Source organism: Psychroflexus sp. MBR-150 (assembly GCF_053628795.1).
Genome location: NZ_JBRJHB010000002.1, coordinates 132,628 through 147,725 on the forward strand (window position 1 = coordinate 132,628; position 15,098 = coordinate 147,725).

The window sequence follows — 15,098 nt, forward strand, 5'->3', positions numbered from 1 at the left end:
GTTTATATAAAAACTGTGGGTAATCCCGCAAATACCACTGCTGCAAGTTTTACATTTAGTTTTGATTGGAGTGATATTGGTTTAACTGGAAGTGACAAATTTGAATTTGTCATCACTTACTTAAATTCTGGCAATGGATTTTTGTCTGATGAAGGTTATGGTGACGGTTTGCCAACAGGTAATCCAGGATCTGCAAACGTTACATTTACAAGTTTTAGAAATTACCCCAATTATTATGTTTATAACGGTACAAGCTGGACACCGTCAAATCCTGATGGAGTTACTCAAACTGCAAGAGATGCGTCTGTAGAATCAGGTAATGCAACCTTGTCTAATAATACATCTCTTAGAGATTTTACTATTGAAACAGGAGCTGAATTAAATATTGGTTCATCTGCTGTTTTAAATTTGTCTGGCAACATTGTAAACGATGGACGCTTTATTTTTAAAAGTGATGCTTCAGGTAGTGCCCAGCTTGGTCAATTTAACGGCACGATGTCAGGTTCTGGAAACTATACTACAGAGCGTTTTATCCCAGCTGGCAATAACAATCGAAGAGTTTTTAGATTTCTTGCTTCACCTGTAAACACAGCAAATTCTATTAGAATGAATTGGCAAGAAGGGGCTTTAAGTAATACTGATAATCCTGACCCAGGATTTGGGACTCATATCACAGGTTCAACTGTTGATGGGCAAAATGGATTTGATGGTACCATATCTGGTAATCCATCTTTGTTAGTTTTTGATAATGCGACTCAAACTTGGAGTTCGATTGATAATACAGATGTTAACTCTCTTCAAGTCGGAAATGGGTATAATTTATTTGTGCGAGGTGATAGAAGTGTAGATTTGACCAGTGCATCACAAACACCGACTAACACCACTTTAAGAGCAACGGGTAGTTTAGTTATAGGAAATGTAGATTTGTCTGCAGATTTAGCTCCTGGTGATAGTGAGTGGAGTTTACTAGGAAATCCATATCAAGCTATTGTAGATTTTAACGCTATAACGTTTACTGGTGATATTAACACCAATAATCTTTACATTTGGAATCCAAATGCTTCAACTGAAGGTGCTTATGAAATTATAGACAATACCGTGCCTGCACAACAAATGATTCAGCCTGGTCAAAGTTTCTTTGTGCAAAATTCAGCTATGGTGACAACAGCACCTGGAATTGTATATACCGAAGTGGCTAAAAACCCTTCAGGTATGGTTACTAATGTTTTTGACAACAGCCAAATTGCAATAGCAGATTTAGAACTTTTCAACTCTAATAATATCAAATTAGATGTGCTGAAGTTCAGATTTGAATCGGGAGCCAACAATGGAATTGATGATTTTGACGGTGGAAAATTGAGCAACCCAACTGAAAATTTAGCCTCAGAAAATTCTAATACAATTTTAGGTATTGAGCGCCGTGACATTCCACAAGACAATGAAATTATACCATTATTCGTAAATCAATACCAATTTACACAATATGAATTGAGATTGAGTCTTTCAAATTGGGATGATAATATTGATGTGTACATAGTCGATAGCTATCTTGATACAGAAACTCTTATTGATGCTAATCAAGCTTATAGCTTTAGCGTGGATAGTAGTATTCCTGAAAGTGTAGCTTCAGACCGTTTTAGCTTGAAGTTTGACAATACTACTTTAAGTGTTAATGATAACACTTTTGCTGAAGGATTTAGCCTATATCCTAACCCATCAAAAGACGGTATGTTTAGTATCAAAACTCAAGGCTTAAATTCTGATAATGTTCAGGTTAAAGTTTATAACTTATCAGGTCAAGAAGTATTAAATCAAGGGTTTAAAACACAGCCCAACGGTGAAGTTAATATAAATGCGAGTATCTTATCAACAGGTGTATATTTGGTTGAGTTGATACAAGCAAACCAAAGTTTTAAAAGCAAAATAATCATTCAATAAATAAGACAAGATGATGAAAAATTTAGTATTAAAAACAAGTTTAGTTTTAGTGGTAATATTGATTTCAAGTTCAGCATTGTATGCACAACTGCCACCAGGATTTGGCGACACTAATGTAGATGATACAACAGCTCCAGCTCCTATATCTGGATTGGTCGCTTTGGGTGTGATTGCAGGTGCAACAATTGGTATTAGAAAACTTAAAAAGTAAATAATACCGACGTATATTTTAAATATTGCACTAGCACTCCTTAAAATATTATTGGTATTATACTTTCATCTTTTTATCAGCGATATTATACTTTCAATTGATATGCTTTTTATAAAAGCTAAATAAGTTTTCTGGCGTTGCTCCTAACCATTTTTTAAAATATATTGTCCAAAATAAAAGTTGAAGTTTCAAAATTCCTTTATCTCTAAATCTTCTAGCAGAAGAAATCAAAGGCTTTTGGATGACATAAAACTTTGTTTTGCGATAGATTTTAGCTAAAATATCGTGGTCTTCAAATATTTGGTAACGCTCATCAAATCCTTTAATTTCAGAAAATAAAGACGTTTTTATAAACAAACTTTGGTCGCCTCCGCGGCAAGCTCTATACTTGAATTTTGTTAGCCAACTGATAAATTTTATCCAAGGGTGTTTATGGTCAAAATTCATCCTGAAACATCCAGCTAAATACCCTTTACGAATTGCTTTAACAATATGGTAATCATAGTTTTTTGGAGGTAAACAATCGGCGTGCAAAAAATATAACACCTCACCATTTGCATGTTTAGCACCTTTATTCATTTGCTGAGGACGACTTTTTTCAGATATAATACAAGTTACATTTTCAAACTGCGAAACTATGTTTTGGGTTTCATCAAGACTTTGCCCATCTACAACTATAATTTCATCGATAAATGAATGTTTACTTTGTCTATTCTTTAATTCACAAAGTGTTCTATGTATTTCTTGAGCTTCATTATAAGTAGGTATGATGATGCTTATTTTCAATTGTTAAGCCTTATCTTGTGAGTTGAGTTTCCAATTATAATATAGATATTCGATATCAGCACTACTTTTGATAGTAATGTTAGAATATTTGTTGATAAAATCAATCACAGTTTGGTTCTCTTTTTCAAAATCGTTTTCATACCATTTAAATATTTTAGAGAGTTTTATTTTATCAGGAGATAGAGCGTTGCGATGTGAATTGATAAATGATTTTGCAACTTGGTCGAGATGTTGGTCGATGTTTTTTGGTTGGTATGCTTTGTTATCTAATTTAGGACACGAATAAGAAGCACAGTTGACAGCAAAATGCACACGAGGGTCACCCATTGGAAGAAGCATGCCTTTTTCAATATCATCTAAAGAAATCATTTCTCCATTGAAATTAATAAAATCTTTTTTAAACACATTATCAAAAAAACCACCGATGTCTTTTATACTTTCTATTGGATAATGTTCTACCACCAATTGAATTGTGAAAGCATTATATGCATTGATTAGATATGCTTTTTTTTGATTTTTTGTCCAGTTTTTTTGAGGTGTGTTTTCTTCCAAATACTTTGTGAATTCTAAAAGTTTTTGCTTATCTTCTTTAAAACCTTTGTAATCTACAAAGCCTTCATCACTAACATGTTTATGCAAAAGATCATCCCAAGTTGAGTAATCAACTTGATAGGGTTTAGTAGTGACAGCGTTTTTAAAAGAAAAATTCTGATAGTCATTTTGTGCGATGACATTGCATATTAAACCAATACAAAAAATAGAGCTAAAAGTATAAAGCGATAGTTTCATATAATACGATTTCTTAAATAACAAAATTAAATGAATATTTAAATTCACCAACTAAGTCAATTAAGATACAAAAGCCTTACAAAGTTTATAAAGACTTAACAAAATTTATATAGCTGATAAAATTTTTGAAAGGAGTTTAAGACAGCAACTTTTCTAACTATAAAAGAAAGTTTCAATAAAAATAAAAACGCCACATCCAGCTATAAATCCGAGAAAAGCAAGCCAAGATACTTTTTTGAAATACCAAATAAAATCAATTTTCTCCATACCCATTGCAGCAACACCTGCAGCAGATCCAATAATCAGTATGCTACCACCATTACCAGCAGAATAGGCTATAAAGTGCCAAATCGGGTTGTCAATAGGAAAATTATACATACCCATTGATGCTGCAACGAGTGGAACATTATCAATAATAGAAGACATTAACCCTAAAAGTATTATGACAATATTCATCGAAGGAATGGCATTAGATAATGATTCGGCTGCATATCTTAAAGTTCCTACAAGATTTCCATCAATTTCTCCAAAAACCACAGTTTCTAAAGCCCCAACAGCGAGTAAAATTCCTAAGAAAAAAAGGATACTCGAAAACTCAATTTTAGACAAGGCTTTGTGTGTAGAATATCTGAATTTATCTTTTTGGCTGATATTTTTTTCTGGTTTAACATATTCTGAAACCAGCCATACTATAGCCAAACTAAACATCATACCGAGATAAGGAGGTAGTCCAGTGATAGCTTTGAAAATTGGTACAAAAGCAATGCTTGATAGGCCAACAATAAGCATAGTTTTACTGCTTAAAAGACGTTCAGCATCTTTGTCAATTATCATCTCTTTTCGCATAGCATAACCTCTAAAGGGCTTGAGTTTAGTAGCGATAAAAAACGGCACTACAAAGCAAACTATTGAAGGTATAACAACATATTCGGTCAACCCAAGAGAGGTAACTTTGTCGCCAATCCACAACATAGTGGTTGTAACATCGCCAATAGGTGACCAAGCACCACCTGCATTGGCAGCAATAACCATCATACTGGCATACCAAATGCGATATTTTCTGCGGACTAAAATTTTACGCAATAAAGCTATCAAAATAATGATTGTGGTAAGGTTATCAATTACCACTGAAAGTATAAAAGCCAACGAGCCCAATGTCCATAATAAATGTTTTTTGTTTTTAGCTTTTATAAATTTTTTGATGATACCAAACCCACGATGTAAATCGATAATTTCAACAATGGTCATAGCACCAATTAAGAAAAACAAGATTTCACCTGTGTTGCTGAAATGGTGTATTAAAATATTTTTAAATCCTTCTTGTTCTCTTGAAATCTCTGATGTTGATTTTAGAACATTAAAAACATCACCGTGATGATTAATTACCGAAAGCCAACCTTGATTAAAACCAAAAGCCAAAACTGCCCACATCAGCGTGGCCATAAGTAAAGCTGGCACAGCTTTGTCTAAATGTATGCTGTGCTCTAAAGTTATAGAAATATAACCTATAATAAAAAGAACAATCAGGAGTGTTATCATTAGTTACAAAAGTTGATTCAATGCTATTTCAAATGCTGTTCGGCTGATGTTCAATTTTGAATCATTGTGGTTATAGGTGTTTTGAATGGCATTTCTAATCGTGATAGAAGTGTCATTAAAAATCGCTTCATCTGTCATTTGAACTCGCCTTTCCATAAAATAGGCAAAAACTCTTGCCATTCCACAATTGGCGATAAAATCTGGAATTAAACTTACACGAGCATCTGTGTATTCCATAATACTTCCAAAGAATATTTCTTTATCAGCAAAAGGCACATTAGCACCTGAAGAAATGACTTCAACACCATTATCAATTAAACTGTCAATCTGAGATTTTGAAACTAATCTTGAAGCAGCACAAGGGGCAAAAATTTCTGCTGGAACATCCCATATTTTTTGGTTGATTTCTTCAAAAGGTATCAAATTTTCAGCATTTAAAGTATTCCCGTCTTTGTTTAAAAATAAAGTTTTGATATCTTCATAATCAAAGCCGTCTTCATTGATTAAACCACCAACTCTATCTATGATACCAACTATTTTAACGCCCATTTTTGATAAATAAAAAGCGGCTGCAGACCCCACATTACCAAAGCCTTGAATGATGGCGCGTTTGCTTTTGATATCACCACCATAAATATCATAATAATATTTGATAGACTCAGCAACTCCGTAGCCCGTAATCATATCGGCAACGGTATATTTTTGACTCAAGTCTGGTGAATAATCTACATTTTCTAAAACCTTAATCACACCGTGTCTCAACTGTCCTATGCGATTAATTTTATCGGCCTCGGAAGGTTGAAAATGTCCAGTAAATACACCTTCTTGAGGATGCCAAACGCCACATTGCTCTGTAATGGGAATAACTTCGTGTATTTCGTCAACATTCAAATCGCCACCTGTGCCGTAATACTGTTTTAATAATGGCGAAACGGCTTTGTACCAACGTTCCAAAACACCGCGTTTTCTCGGGTCTTTGGGGTCAAAATTGATACCAGATTTTGCACCGCCTATTTTTGGACCTGACACGGTAAATTTCACTTCCATAGTTTTGGCAAGTGAAACCACTTCGTTGAGGTCTAAACCTTTTCGCATTCTTGTGCCACCACCAGCAGCTCCACCGCGTAGTGAATTGATAACTGTCCAGCCTTTGGCTTCTGTTTCTGGATCATTCCAGTGAAAAACGATTTCGGGTTCTTTGTTTTCGTAGGTTTTGAGAAGGTCTTTCATTAAAAAAATAGTTCTGTAGATTTTAGTGCTACAAATATAAGACAAGGAAATTGTTAGAGCTTTAGTTTCAAGGATAATGTTTCTTAAAAAAAGTTTATGAATTTATAAGTTTTGATTTTTAACATTAAAAAAGAGTCTTAACAAATAAGCTCATAACCTTTTACCTTATAAACATCAAATATAAAACTCAAATATAACTCCCGAACTGTGGTCTCGGCATGCTCCCGTTACTGACTTCAAGACATTAATTTCATTTCTAAATTTTAAAACCCCTAAAAGACCAAATATAAGTGCTTCTTTATAGTTGATGATTTCAGAACTTGGAATATGAATTTCTGTATTTGGTGAGTAATATTTGATACATTCTATTAAATAATCGTGATAAGCACCACCGCCAGTAATTAAGGTTTTGGTGTTTTTTATATTTAGAGATTTTGAAATTTGATAAGCAATATGGTGGCATAATGTATTGAGAAAATCTTGATTAGAAAGCTCAAAACTGTTTAAAATTGGCATCATTTTTTGTTCTAACCATTCTACGCCTAAAGATTTTGGTGGACTTTCTGAATAAAAATCTATATCATTTAGATTTTTTAGAAGTTGTTGGTGGCATTGACCTTGAGCTGCAATTTGCCCTTTATCATCATATTCAAAGCCTTCTTTTTCTGCATAAACGTTAAGCACTTTATTGGCAGGGCAAATATCAAAAGCCAGTCTTTTACCGTCATTTTCATAAGAAATGTTGACAAAACCGCCAATATTGATACAATAATCGTAGTCCGAAAACAACAACTTATCACCAATAGGAACCAATGGTGCACCTTGACCACATAGAGCGACATCAGCAGTTCTAAAATCACAAACCACGGTTTTTTTGATGAGTTGACCCAGCAATTCAAGATTGCCAATCTGATAGGTAAACCTTTTTTCGGGTTGATGCCAAATGGTGTGACCGTGACTACAGACCATGTCTATTTTTGTAAAATCATCTATAAAATCTAAGATATATTGACTTAACAATTTGCAGTATTTTTCGTCTAAAATTCCAATATCTTTTTTAGATAATTTGTGGGCGTTTTGTAATTTATTTTTCCATTCGGAATTATAAGGAATGGTTTGTGTTTTTTTAATTTTATAAGTCCAGTTTTTTTGGTGATATAAAAATTCAACTTCACATAAATCTACACCGTCAAGTGAAGTTCCGCTCATCACACCAATAACACGGTATGTTTTTTTTAAATTCATTTACCAATAATTAGTCAGTAAAAATAAAGCTTTAAAAAAGGAAATAGGGTTTTGTAAAACATGAATTCTAAAATGTTTAATTTTACAAAATGAATTACAAGTTTCCAAAATCAGAAAAACTGCGGTTAAAACGACATATTGAGCCACTTTTTAAAAGTGGAAAAACTAAAAAGGCATCACCACTAAGTGTAAAATATTTAAAATTTGAAGATTATGGAACAAATCTTTGTGGCGTTAGTGTGCCTAAACGGAAATTCAAAAAAGCAGTAGATAGAAACAGACTAAAACGACAAATGCGTGAAGCATATAGACTGAATAAACATCTTATTCAATCTGAAACCCATCATTTTCATATGATGTTTGTATATTCAACTTCTGAAAAATTATCTTATCAAGAGATTGAAAAGGCTCTAAAAAAATTATTGAAAGAAATAAGTAGATGAAATTCTGAACAAATGCTCCTAAAATCACATTTTTCAAAATGACACATAGCAACCATAGCAACCATAGCAACCATAGCAACAATAGTATCAATAGCAACCATAGCAACAATAGTATCAATAGCAACCATAGCAACAATAGCAACAATAGCAAACAATAGTCCCAAATGAAAACTATCAAAAAACTAAAATACATTTTACTCACAGCAGTAGCAGCGATTATACTAAGCAGTTACACCGTGTATCGCTCTGATTTTTTTGAAATTGCCAAACAAATTGAAATTTTTACAGCTTTATTCAAAGAAATTAATATGAATTATGTCGATGAAGTCAATCCTGCTGAATTGATGAATACGGCTATAACTAAGATGTTGGCAGACCTTGACCCTTATACCAATTTCTATAACGAACAAGATGTAGAAGACGCCAGAATACAAAAATCTGCCAATTATGCCAATCTCGGAATTCAACTCAAAAAAATTGAAAACAAAGTGGTTGTGACTGAATTGATAAAAGATTTTGCTGCCGATCAAGCAGGATTAAAGTTAGGCGATCAAATTCTTAAAATAGAAAATTCACCCATAAGCAATCTTCAAAACGACCTTAGCGAAGTCCTTAATGGTGCACCAAATACCACTATCAATCTTGAGATAAAACGTCAAAATGAAACCAAGACTATTTCACTAAAACGCATCTTAAGCCAACCTTCTGCGGTGCCGTTTTATGGTATGGCAGATGATAAAACAGGCTTCATAGTATTAAGTCAATTCACTCGTACAGCTTCAAAAGATGTCGGATTAGCAGTCCTTGAACTCAAAGAAAAAGGAGCAAAACAGTTGATTTTAGACCTGCGAAACAATCCGGGTGGTTTGCTTTCTGAAGCTGTGAATGTGAGTAATATTTTTGTGCCAAAAGATCAACTCATTGTTTACACCAAATCGCAAATTGAAAGCTATAATGCCACTTATGCCACAAGACGAGAACCCATTGATACTGAAATTCCATTGGTGGTTTTAATCAATGACAGAAGTGCTTCAGCAAGTGAGATTGTGTCTGGTAGTTTGCAAGACCTTGACCGCGCTGTGATTGTTGGTGCCAGGAGTTTTGGTAAAGGTTTGGTGCAACGCCCAAAACCACTAAAATATGGCACGCAAGTAAAAATTACGATTTCACGATATTTTCTACCAAGTGGTCGCGGTATTCAAGCTTTAGATTATGAAAACGGAAAATCGATTAGAAAATCTATTGAAAACTCAACCGCTTTTCAAACCCAAAACGGTCGAACGGTCTATGATGGTGGCGGCATAAAACCCGATGTGAAAATCGAAGCCGAACAGATCAGCGATTTTACGCAAACCTTGATAGACGACTTAGTGATTTTTGACTTTTCAACCCAATTTGCCAACCAAAATCCTGATTTAGATTGGAAAAAATTTGAAGTTGATAATACTATTTTCAATCAGTTTTTAGATTATGTGAAATACAGAAAATATCTGCCTAAAACAGAAACCGATGAAACTTTTGAAACTTTTGTAAAGTCTGCAAAAGCTGACAATTTTGATGAGAAGTTTATCAAAACACTCAACAACTTAAAATCTGAAATTCAAGCTGAAAAAGCGGATTTATTTAAAACATATCAATCGCAAATATCAGCATTAATATCAGATCAAATCATTAAACATTACGCTTATAATCAAGGCGTTTATCAACATAATTTAGATCAAGCAGAAGTGGTTCAAAAAGCTGTTGAGATTTTGTCAAATCAAAATAAATACAAAACAATACTAAAACCTTAATGGATAAGAAAGCAATTAAAAATCAATTAGATAAAGAAATTGAACGACTCAAAAAACAAATTGATTGACACCAAACCTATTGCCCCAGAAAACGCCATAGGAAGAGTCTCAAGAATGGATGCTATCAACAACAAAAGCGTGTTGGAAAACGCCTTGCGAAAATCTGAACAACGCTACAACAGTATGCTAAAAGTTTATGACAGAATTGACGATAAAGACTTTGGGATTTGTGCTAAATGTCACGACAAAATTCCGCTTCAACGCTTAATGATTATGCCCGAAAGCCGATTTTGTGTAAAATGTGCTTCTACATCTTAGAAATAAAGCTTTCACAAAATATTAATTTGAAGGCTTAAAAAAATTGCCTAAATTTGTTATTATGGAAACGATTATCATTCAAACCGAAGCTAAAAAAGCCAAAGCCATTAAACAGTTTTTAAAGGCTTTTGATGTTTCATTTTCATCTGATTCTTCTGAAAAATCTTCAAAATCTGAAGAAAGTCCCTACAACCCAGAATTTGTAAAAAAAATTCTTGAGCGCCAAAAAAGTGCCAAAGAAGGTAATGTGGTAGAAATTAATCCTGACGATTTATGGGGAAGTTTAGGCTTGAAATAGAATCAAAAGCAAGAAAAGATTTCAAAAAAATTTATAAGTCAGGTGATAAACCTTTGATTAAAAAACTTGAAAAAGTCATTAAAGAGTTATCTATTCATCCGTCTTACGGCATCGGTAGCCCCGAACAACTCAAACACAATCTATCAGGTTTGTGGAGCAGGCGGTTAAATAAAAAAGACCGATTAATTTATGAAATTAAAGAAGAACCCGACAAAAATGTGGTCATAATTTCTGCTTTAGGACATTATGAATAATACTATTTTTAACGTGAGTTTGATTTATTGAAAGCTGTAAATCAGATGATTACATCTTTTTGTTAGTAAATTTTGTCATTTCGAACGAAAAATGAGGAGAAATCTTATCCTACTGAGATGTCTCGTCGCTCATGCTTTGCTCTATCGACATGACAAATGATTAAATATCTGTATTTTATATAAATATATTTTATTGGAATTTATATCGAACTCACGTTATTTTATGTTGGTAAATTCTCAAGGATTTTAACCTAAACTATCAAAGCATAAAATATTCACTAATGCATCATCAGCTCTTTTTTATTTTATGATATTTGCATAAAACATTTTGACTATGAAAAATTCGGTAAGGGTCAGATTTGCACCGAGTCCAACTGGACCACTTCACATTGGTGGTTTGCGTACCGCACTTTACAACTATTTATTTGCAAAAAAACACAACGGCACATTTGTTTTAAGAATAGAAGACACCGACCAATCTCGCTATGTAGAAGGTGCTGAACAATATATCAAAGATGCTCTTGATTGGTGTGGATTAACTATAGATGAAGGACCAAATAAACCTGGAGATTTTAGTCCATACAAGCAAAGCGAAAGGCAACATATTTATAAAGAATACGCAAAAAAACTGATAGATTCTGGTCACGCCTATTATGCTTTTGATTCTGCTGAAGATCTCGATAAGCTTAGAAAAGAACGCGAAAGCAAAGGCGAAACCTTTACTTATAACTCTCAAAACCGAACGCATCTCAACAATAGTTTAAACCTTTCTGATGATGAATGCCAAAAACGTTTAGATGAAGGTCAACCTTATGTGGTTCGGTTTAAAATGCCAATGGCCAAGCAATTGCTTATCAGTGATATTATCAGGGGAAATATTCAGGTAAGAACAGATGCTTTGGATGATAAAATATTATTTAAAAGCGATGGTTTACCTACTTATCATTTGGCCAATATTGTTGACGATCATTTGATGAAAATCACACACGTTATTCGTGGAGAAGAATGGTTGCCTTCATTGGCATTGCATATTTTACTCTATGATGCTTTGGGTTGGAATGCACCAGAATTTGCCCATTTGCCTTTAATTCTAAAACCAAATGGCAAAGGTAAACTCAGTAAAAGAGATGGCGAAAAACACGGGTTTCCTGTATTTCCTTTAGAGTGGAAAGACCCTAAAACGGGGCAGATTTCTGCAGGTTATCGAGAAGATTATTATCTGCCAGAAGCCGTCGTCAATATGTTAGCACTTCTCGGTTGGAATGACAGTTCAGACCAAGAAATATTTAGTTTAAATGAACTTGTTGATAAATTTGATTTAACACGAGTTCACAAAGCTGGTGCTAAATTTGATCCCGAAAAAACCCAATGGTTTCAACATCAATATATACAAAAAGTTGATGAAGAAACATTAGCCAATCAATTTCAAAAATGGCTTAAAATCGAAAAAGGAATTGACAGTAAAATAGAATACCTTCGTCAAGTCGTAGGTCTTTTAAAAGAGCGTATCACTTTTGTTCCAGATTTTTGGGAAGAAGGTTATTACTTTTTTGAAGCTCCACAAGAATTCAATCCGAAAGCTTCTAAAAAAGCATGGAAAGATGATACATCTGAAATCATTTCAAATGTAAAAACACTCGTTAGTAAACAAGACAATTTTTCAAAACAACATCTTCAATCAACTATCAAAAACTGGATTCAGTCTCAAGAAATTGGTTTTGGAAAAGTGATGCAACCGCTTAGGCTTTCGCTTGTTGGCGATATGAAAGGACCAGATGTTTTTGAAATCATAGCCTTATTAGGTAAAGACGAATTCATCAAAAGATTAGAGTTTGCTCAAAACACATTAAAATAACACACATGGCTGTAAGTAAAAAACAAAGCAAAGAAGCATTAGACTATCACGAGTTTCCTCAACCAGGAAAAATCAAAGTGGTGCCAACCAAAAAATATGCATCGCAACGCGATTTGGGTTTGGCGTATTCACCAGGTGTAGCCATTCCTTGTCAAGAAATTGAAAAAGATAAACACAAAACCTATAAATATACCAACAAAGGTAATTTGGTTGGCGTGATTTCAAATGGTACAGCCGTTTTAGGTCTAGGCAATATTGGACCAGAAGCCTCAAAACCTGTGATGGAAGGCAAAGCCCTATTGTTTAAAATTTTTGCTGATATCGATGTTTTTGATATTGAAATAGACGAAGAAGATCCACAAAAATTTATCGATACCGTTAAAAATATAGCTCCAACTTTTGGGGGAATAAATTTAGAAGACATCAAAGCTCCTGAAGCATTTGAAATTGAAGAACGCCTTAAAGCTGAGTTGGATATTCCCATTATGCACGATGATCAACACGGAACAGCCATCATTTCTGCTGCAGCTTTGTTGAATGCATTAGAGTTGGCAAAAAAAAAGATAGACGAAGTTAAAATTGTAGTCTCAGGTGCAGGATCAGCCGCCATTGCTTGTGCAAAACTTTACGTTTTACTTGGTGCCAAAAAAGAAAACATAGTGATGTTTAATAGTAAAGGTTCACTAAAAAAAGGGCAGGAAGGTTTGTCTGAAGGTCAAAAAGAATTTGCTACAGATAAGTCATACAATTCGCTCGCTGATGCTATGAAAGGAAGTGATGTGTTTCTCGGTTTATCTATCGGTGGTTTGGTTTCGGCAAAAATGCTGAAAAGCATGAATAACAATCCAATCGTTTTTGCTATGGCTAATCCTGATCCAGAAATTGATTACGATTTAGCAACCAAAACGCGTGAAGATGTCATTATGGCAACTGGACGCTCAGATTTTCCTAATCAAGTCAATAATGTGCTCGGCTTTCCTTTTATTTTTAGAGGTGCACTTGATGTTGAAGCTACCAAGATCAACGAAGAAATGAAAATGGCTGCCGTAAAAGCACTTGCTGACCTGGCCAAAAAGCCCGTTCCTGAACAAGTTAATATTGCTTATAGCGAAACCAAACTTCACTTTGGTAGAGATTACATCATTCCCAAACCATTTGACCCAAGACTAATCGGTGAAATTCCAGTAGCTGTAGCAAAAGCTGCTATAGATAGTGGTGTGGCAAGAAACACAATAACAGATTGGGACGCCTATAAGTCAGAATTGCTCGAACGGATGGGCAATGAAGATAAAATCACCAGATTGTTGATGAATAAAGCCAAATCTAATCAAAAAAAGATTGTCTATGCCGAAGCTGACCATATTGATGTATTAAAAGCAGCTCAACAAGTATATGAAGATAAAATTGCTATTCCTATTTTGCTTGGCAGACGAGAAATTATATTAGAATTGATGGAAGAGTTAGATTTTGATAGTGAAAATATCACAATAATAGACCCAAAATCAGATGAACAACTTCCTGACTTAAAAAAATATGCAAAAACCTTATGGGAAAAACGTCAACGCAAGGGAATTACGCTTTACGAGGCTGAAACATTGATGCGTGAACGCAATTACTTTGCAGCTATGATGGTTGTTGAAGGCGATGCCGATGCGATGCTTTCTGGCTATTCGCGTTCTTATCCTAAGGTTTTAAAACCTATTTTAGAAATTATAGAAAAAGAAAAAGGGGTTTCAAGAATTGCCGCTACCAATTTAATGAATACCACTAAAGGACCTATTTTTATCAGTGATACATCAATAAATATTGATCCAAATGCTATTGAGTTGGCAAGAATTGCTCAGATGACAGCTTACACCGTCAAAATGTTTGGCATAGAACCTATTGTAGCTTTGGTGTCTTACAGTAATTTTGGCTCATCAAATCACCCTTCAGCAAAGAAAATTAAAGACGCTGTGAGTTATTTGCACAGAAATTTTCCAGATATCTGTGTTGATGGAGAATTACAGGTTGATTTTGCTCTAAATAGAAAATTGCGATACAGCAAGTTTCCATTTAGCAAACTAAAAGATAAACGCGTTAACACCTTGGTTTATTCAAACCTTGAAGCGGGAAATAGCACATACAAGTTGTTGAAAGAACTTAATACTGCAGATTCTATCGGGCCAATTTTAATGGGCTTAAACAAACCAGCACATATTTTTCAACTCGGTGCAAGCGTTGAAGAAATGATTAATATGTCGGCAGTAGCAGCAGTAGATGCACAGCAAAAGGCTAAAAGAAAGAATAAAACTTGATTTTTGTTGGTAGCTCTATTTTCTGTATATAATCTAAGATTAAAACGTCCATAAATTATTTTTAATAGCATTACTTTCATTTATTTTACTATTTTTGATGCC

The 15,098-nt window shown here is 34.1% G+C and carries 14 protein-coding genes; 9 read left to right on the top strand and 5 right to left on the bottom strand.

The features are described from left to right. The first annotated feature begins 15 nt into the window (after positions 1 to 15). Together ACSSV5_RS01755 and ACSSV5_RS01760 are read left to right on the top strand one after the other, a co-directional pair. The gene (locus tag ACSSV5_RS01755; RefSeq protein WP_454244520.1) at positions 16 to 1,938 is read left to right on the top strand and encodes a T9SS type A sorting domain-containing protein; all 1,923 of its coding nucleotides are present in this window, start codon (positions 16 to 18) and stop codon (positions 1,936 to 1,938) included. 10 nt (positions 1,939 to 1,948) lie between these two features. Beyond that, positions 1,949 to 2,149, top strand: a complete 201-nt coding sequence (locus ACSSV5_RS01760) for a hypothetical protein (protein WP_211065519.1) — start codon at positions 1,949 to 1,951, stop codon at positions 2,147 to 2,149. Between the two features lie 93 nt (positions 2,150 to 2,242). Here the strand turns inward: ACSSV5_RS01760 and ACSSV5_RS01765 are convergent, their stop codons facing one another. The 5 genes from ACSSV5_RS01765 to ACSSV5_RS01785 form a co-directional block, all read right to left on the bottom strand. Next, a complete protein-coding gene (locus ACSSV5_RS01765; RefSeq protein WP_211065520.1) occupies positions 2,243 to 2,935 on the bottom strand; it encodes a TIGR04283 family arsenosugar biosynthesis glycosyltransferase in 693 nt (230 codons plus the stop codon). A 3-nt stretch (positions 2,936 to 2,938) separates the two neighbouring features. Then, positions 2,939 to 3,724, bottom strand: a complete 786-nt coding sequence (locus ACSSV5_RS01770; RefSeq protein WP_454244521.1) for a DUF547 domain-containing protein — start codon at positions 3,722 to 3,724, stop codon at positions 2,939 to 2,941. A 153-nt stretch (positions 3,725 to 3,877) separates the two neighbouring features. Beyond that, positions 3,878 to 5,263 carry a sodium:proton antiporter NhaD gene (nhaD, locus tag ACSSV5_RS01775; protein WP_454244522.1) on the bottom strand — a complete coding sequence of 462 codons (1,386 nt, stop codon included), beginning with the start codon at positions 5,261 to 5,263 and terminating at the stop codon, positions 3,878 to 3,880. Between the two features lie 3 nt (positions 5,264 to 5,266). Continuing rightward, a complete protein-coding gene (locus ACSSV5_RS01780; protein WP_454244523.1) occupies positions 5,267 to 6,493 on the bottom strand; it encodes a Glu/Leu/Phe/Val dehydrogenase dimerization domain-containing protein in 1,227 nt (408 codons plus the stop codon). 174 nt (positions 6,494 to 6,667) lie between these two features. Further along, positions 6,668 to 7,738 (bottom strand): anhydro-N-acetylmuramic acid kinase, encoded by a 1,071-nt coding sequence (locus tag ACSSV5_RS01785; protein WP_211065523.1) that lies wholly within the window; start codon positions 7,736 to 7,738, stop codon positions 6,668 to 6,670. An 89-nt stretch (positions 7,739 to 7,827) separates the two neighbouring features. On the opposite strand from ACSSV5_RS01785, the gene rnpA reads away from it, so the two are divergent. The 7 genes from rnpA (at position 7,828) to ACSSV5_RS01820 (ending at position 14,996) form a co-directional block, all read left to right on the top strand. Continuing rightward, the gene (rnpA, locus tag ACSSV5_RS01790; protein ID WP_454244524.1) at positions 7,828 to 8,181 is read left to right on the top strand and encodes a ribonuclease P protein component; all 354 of its coding nucleotides are present in this window, start codon (positions 7,828 to 7,830) and stop codon (positions 8,179 to 8,181) included. A 164-nt stretch (positions 8,182 to 8,345) separates the two neighbouring features. Continuing rightward, positions 8,346 to 9,974 (top strand): S41 family peptidase, encoded by a 1,629-nt coding sequence (locus tag ACSSV5_RS01795; protein ID WP_454244525.1) that lies wholly within the window; start codon positions 8,346 to 8,348, stop codon positions 9,972 to 9,974. Between the two features lie 39 nt (positions 9,975 to 10,013). Further along, entirely contained in the window at positions 10,014 to 10,292 is a 279-nt protein-coding gene (locus ACSSV5_RS01800; RefSeq protein WP_211065526.1) for a TraR/DksA family transcriptional regulator, read from the top strand. Positions 10,293 to 10,353: 61 nt separating this feature from the next. Then, positions 10,354 to 10,590 (top strand): DUF2683 family protein, encoded by a 237-nt coding sequence (locus tag ACSSV5_RS01805; RefSeq protein WP_454244526.1) that lies wholly within the window; start codon positions 10,354 to 10,356, stop codon positions 10,588 to 10,590. After that, entirely contained in the window at positions 10,566 to 10,844 is a 279-nt protein-coding gene (locus ACSSV5_RS01810) for a Txe/YoeB family addiction module toxin (protein WP_454244527.1), read from the top strand. The genes ACSSV5_RS01805 and ACSSV5_RS01810 overlap by 25 nt, the downstream gene beginning before the upstream one ends. Before the next feature lie 334 nt (positions 10,845 to 11,178). After that, positions 11,179 to 12,699, top strand: a complete 1,521-nt coding sequence (gene gltX / locus ACSSV5_RS01815) for a glutamate--tRNA ligase (protein ID WP_454244528.1) — start codon at positions 11,179 to 11,181, stop codon at positions 12,697 to 12,699. A 5-nt stretch (positions 12,700 to 12,704) separates the two neighbouring features. After that, complete coding sequence (locus ACSSV5_RS01820) at positions 12,705 to 14,996, top strand: NADP-dependent malic enzyme (RefSeq protein ID WP_454244529.1); 2,292 nt, start codon at positions 12,705 to 12,707, stop codon at positions 14,994 to 14,996. Positions 14,997 to 15,098 lie beyond the last annotated feature (102 nt).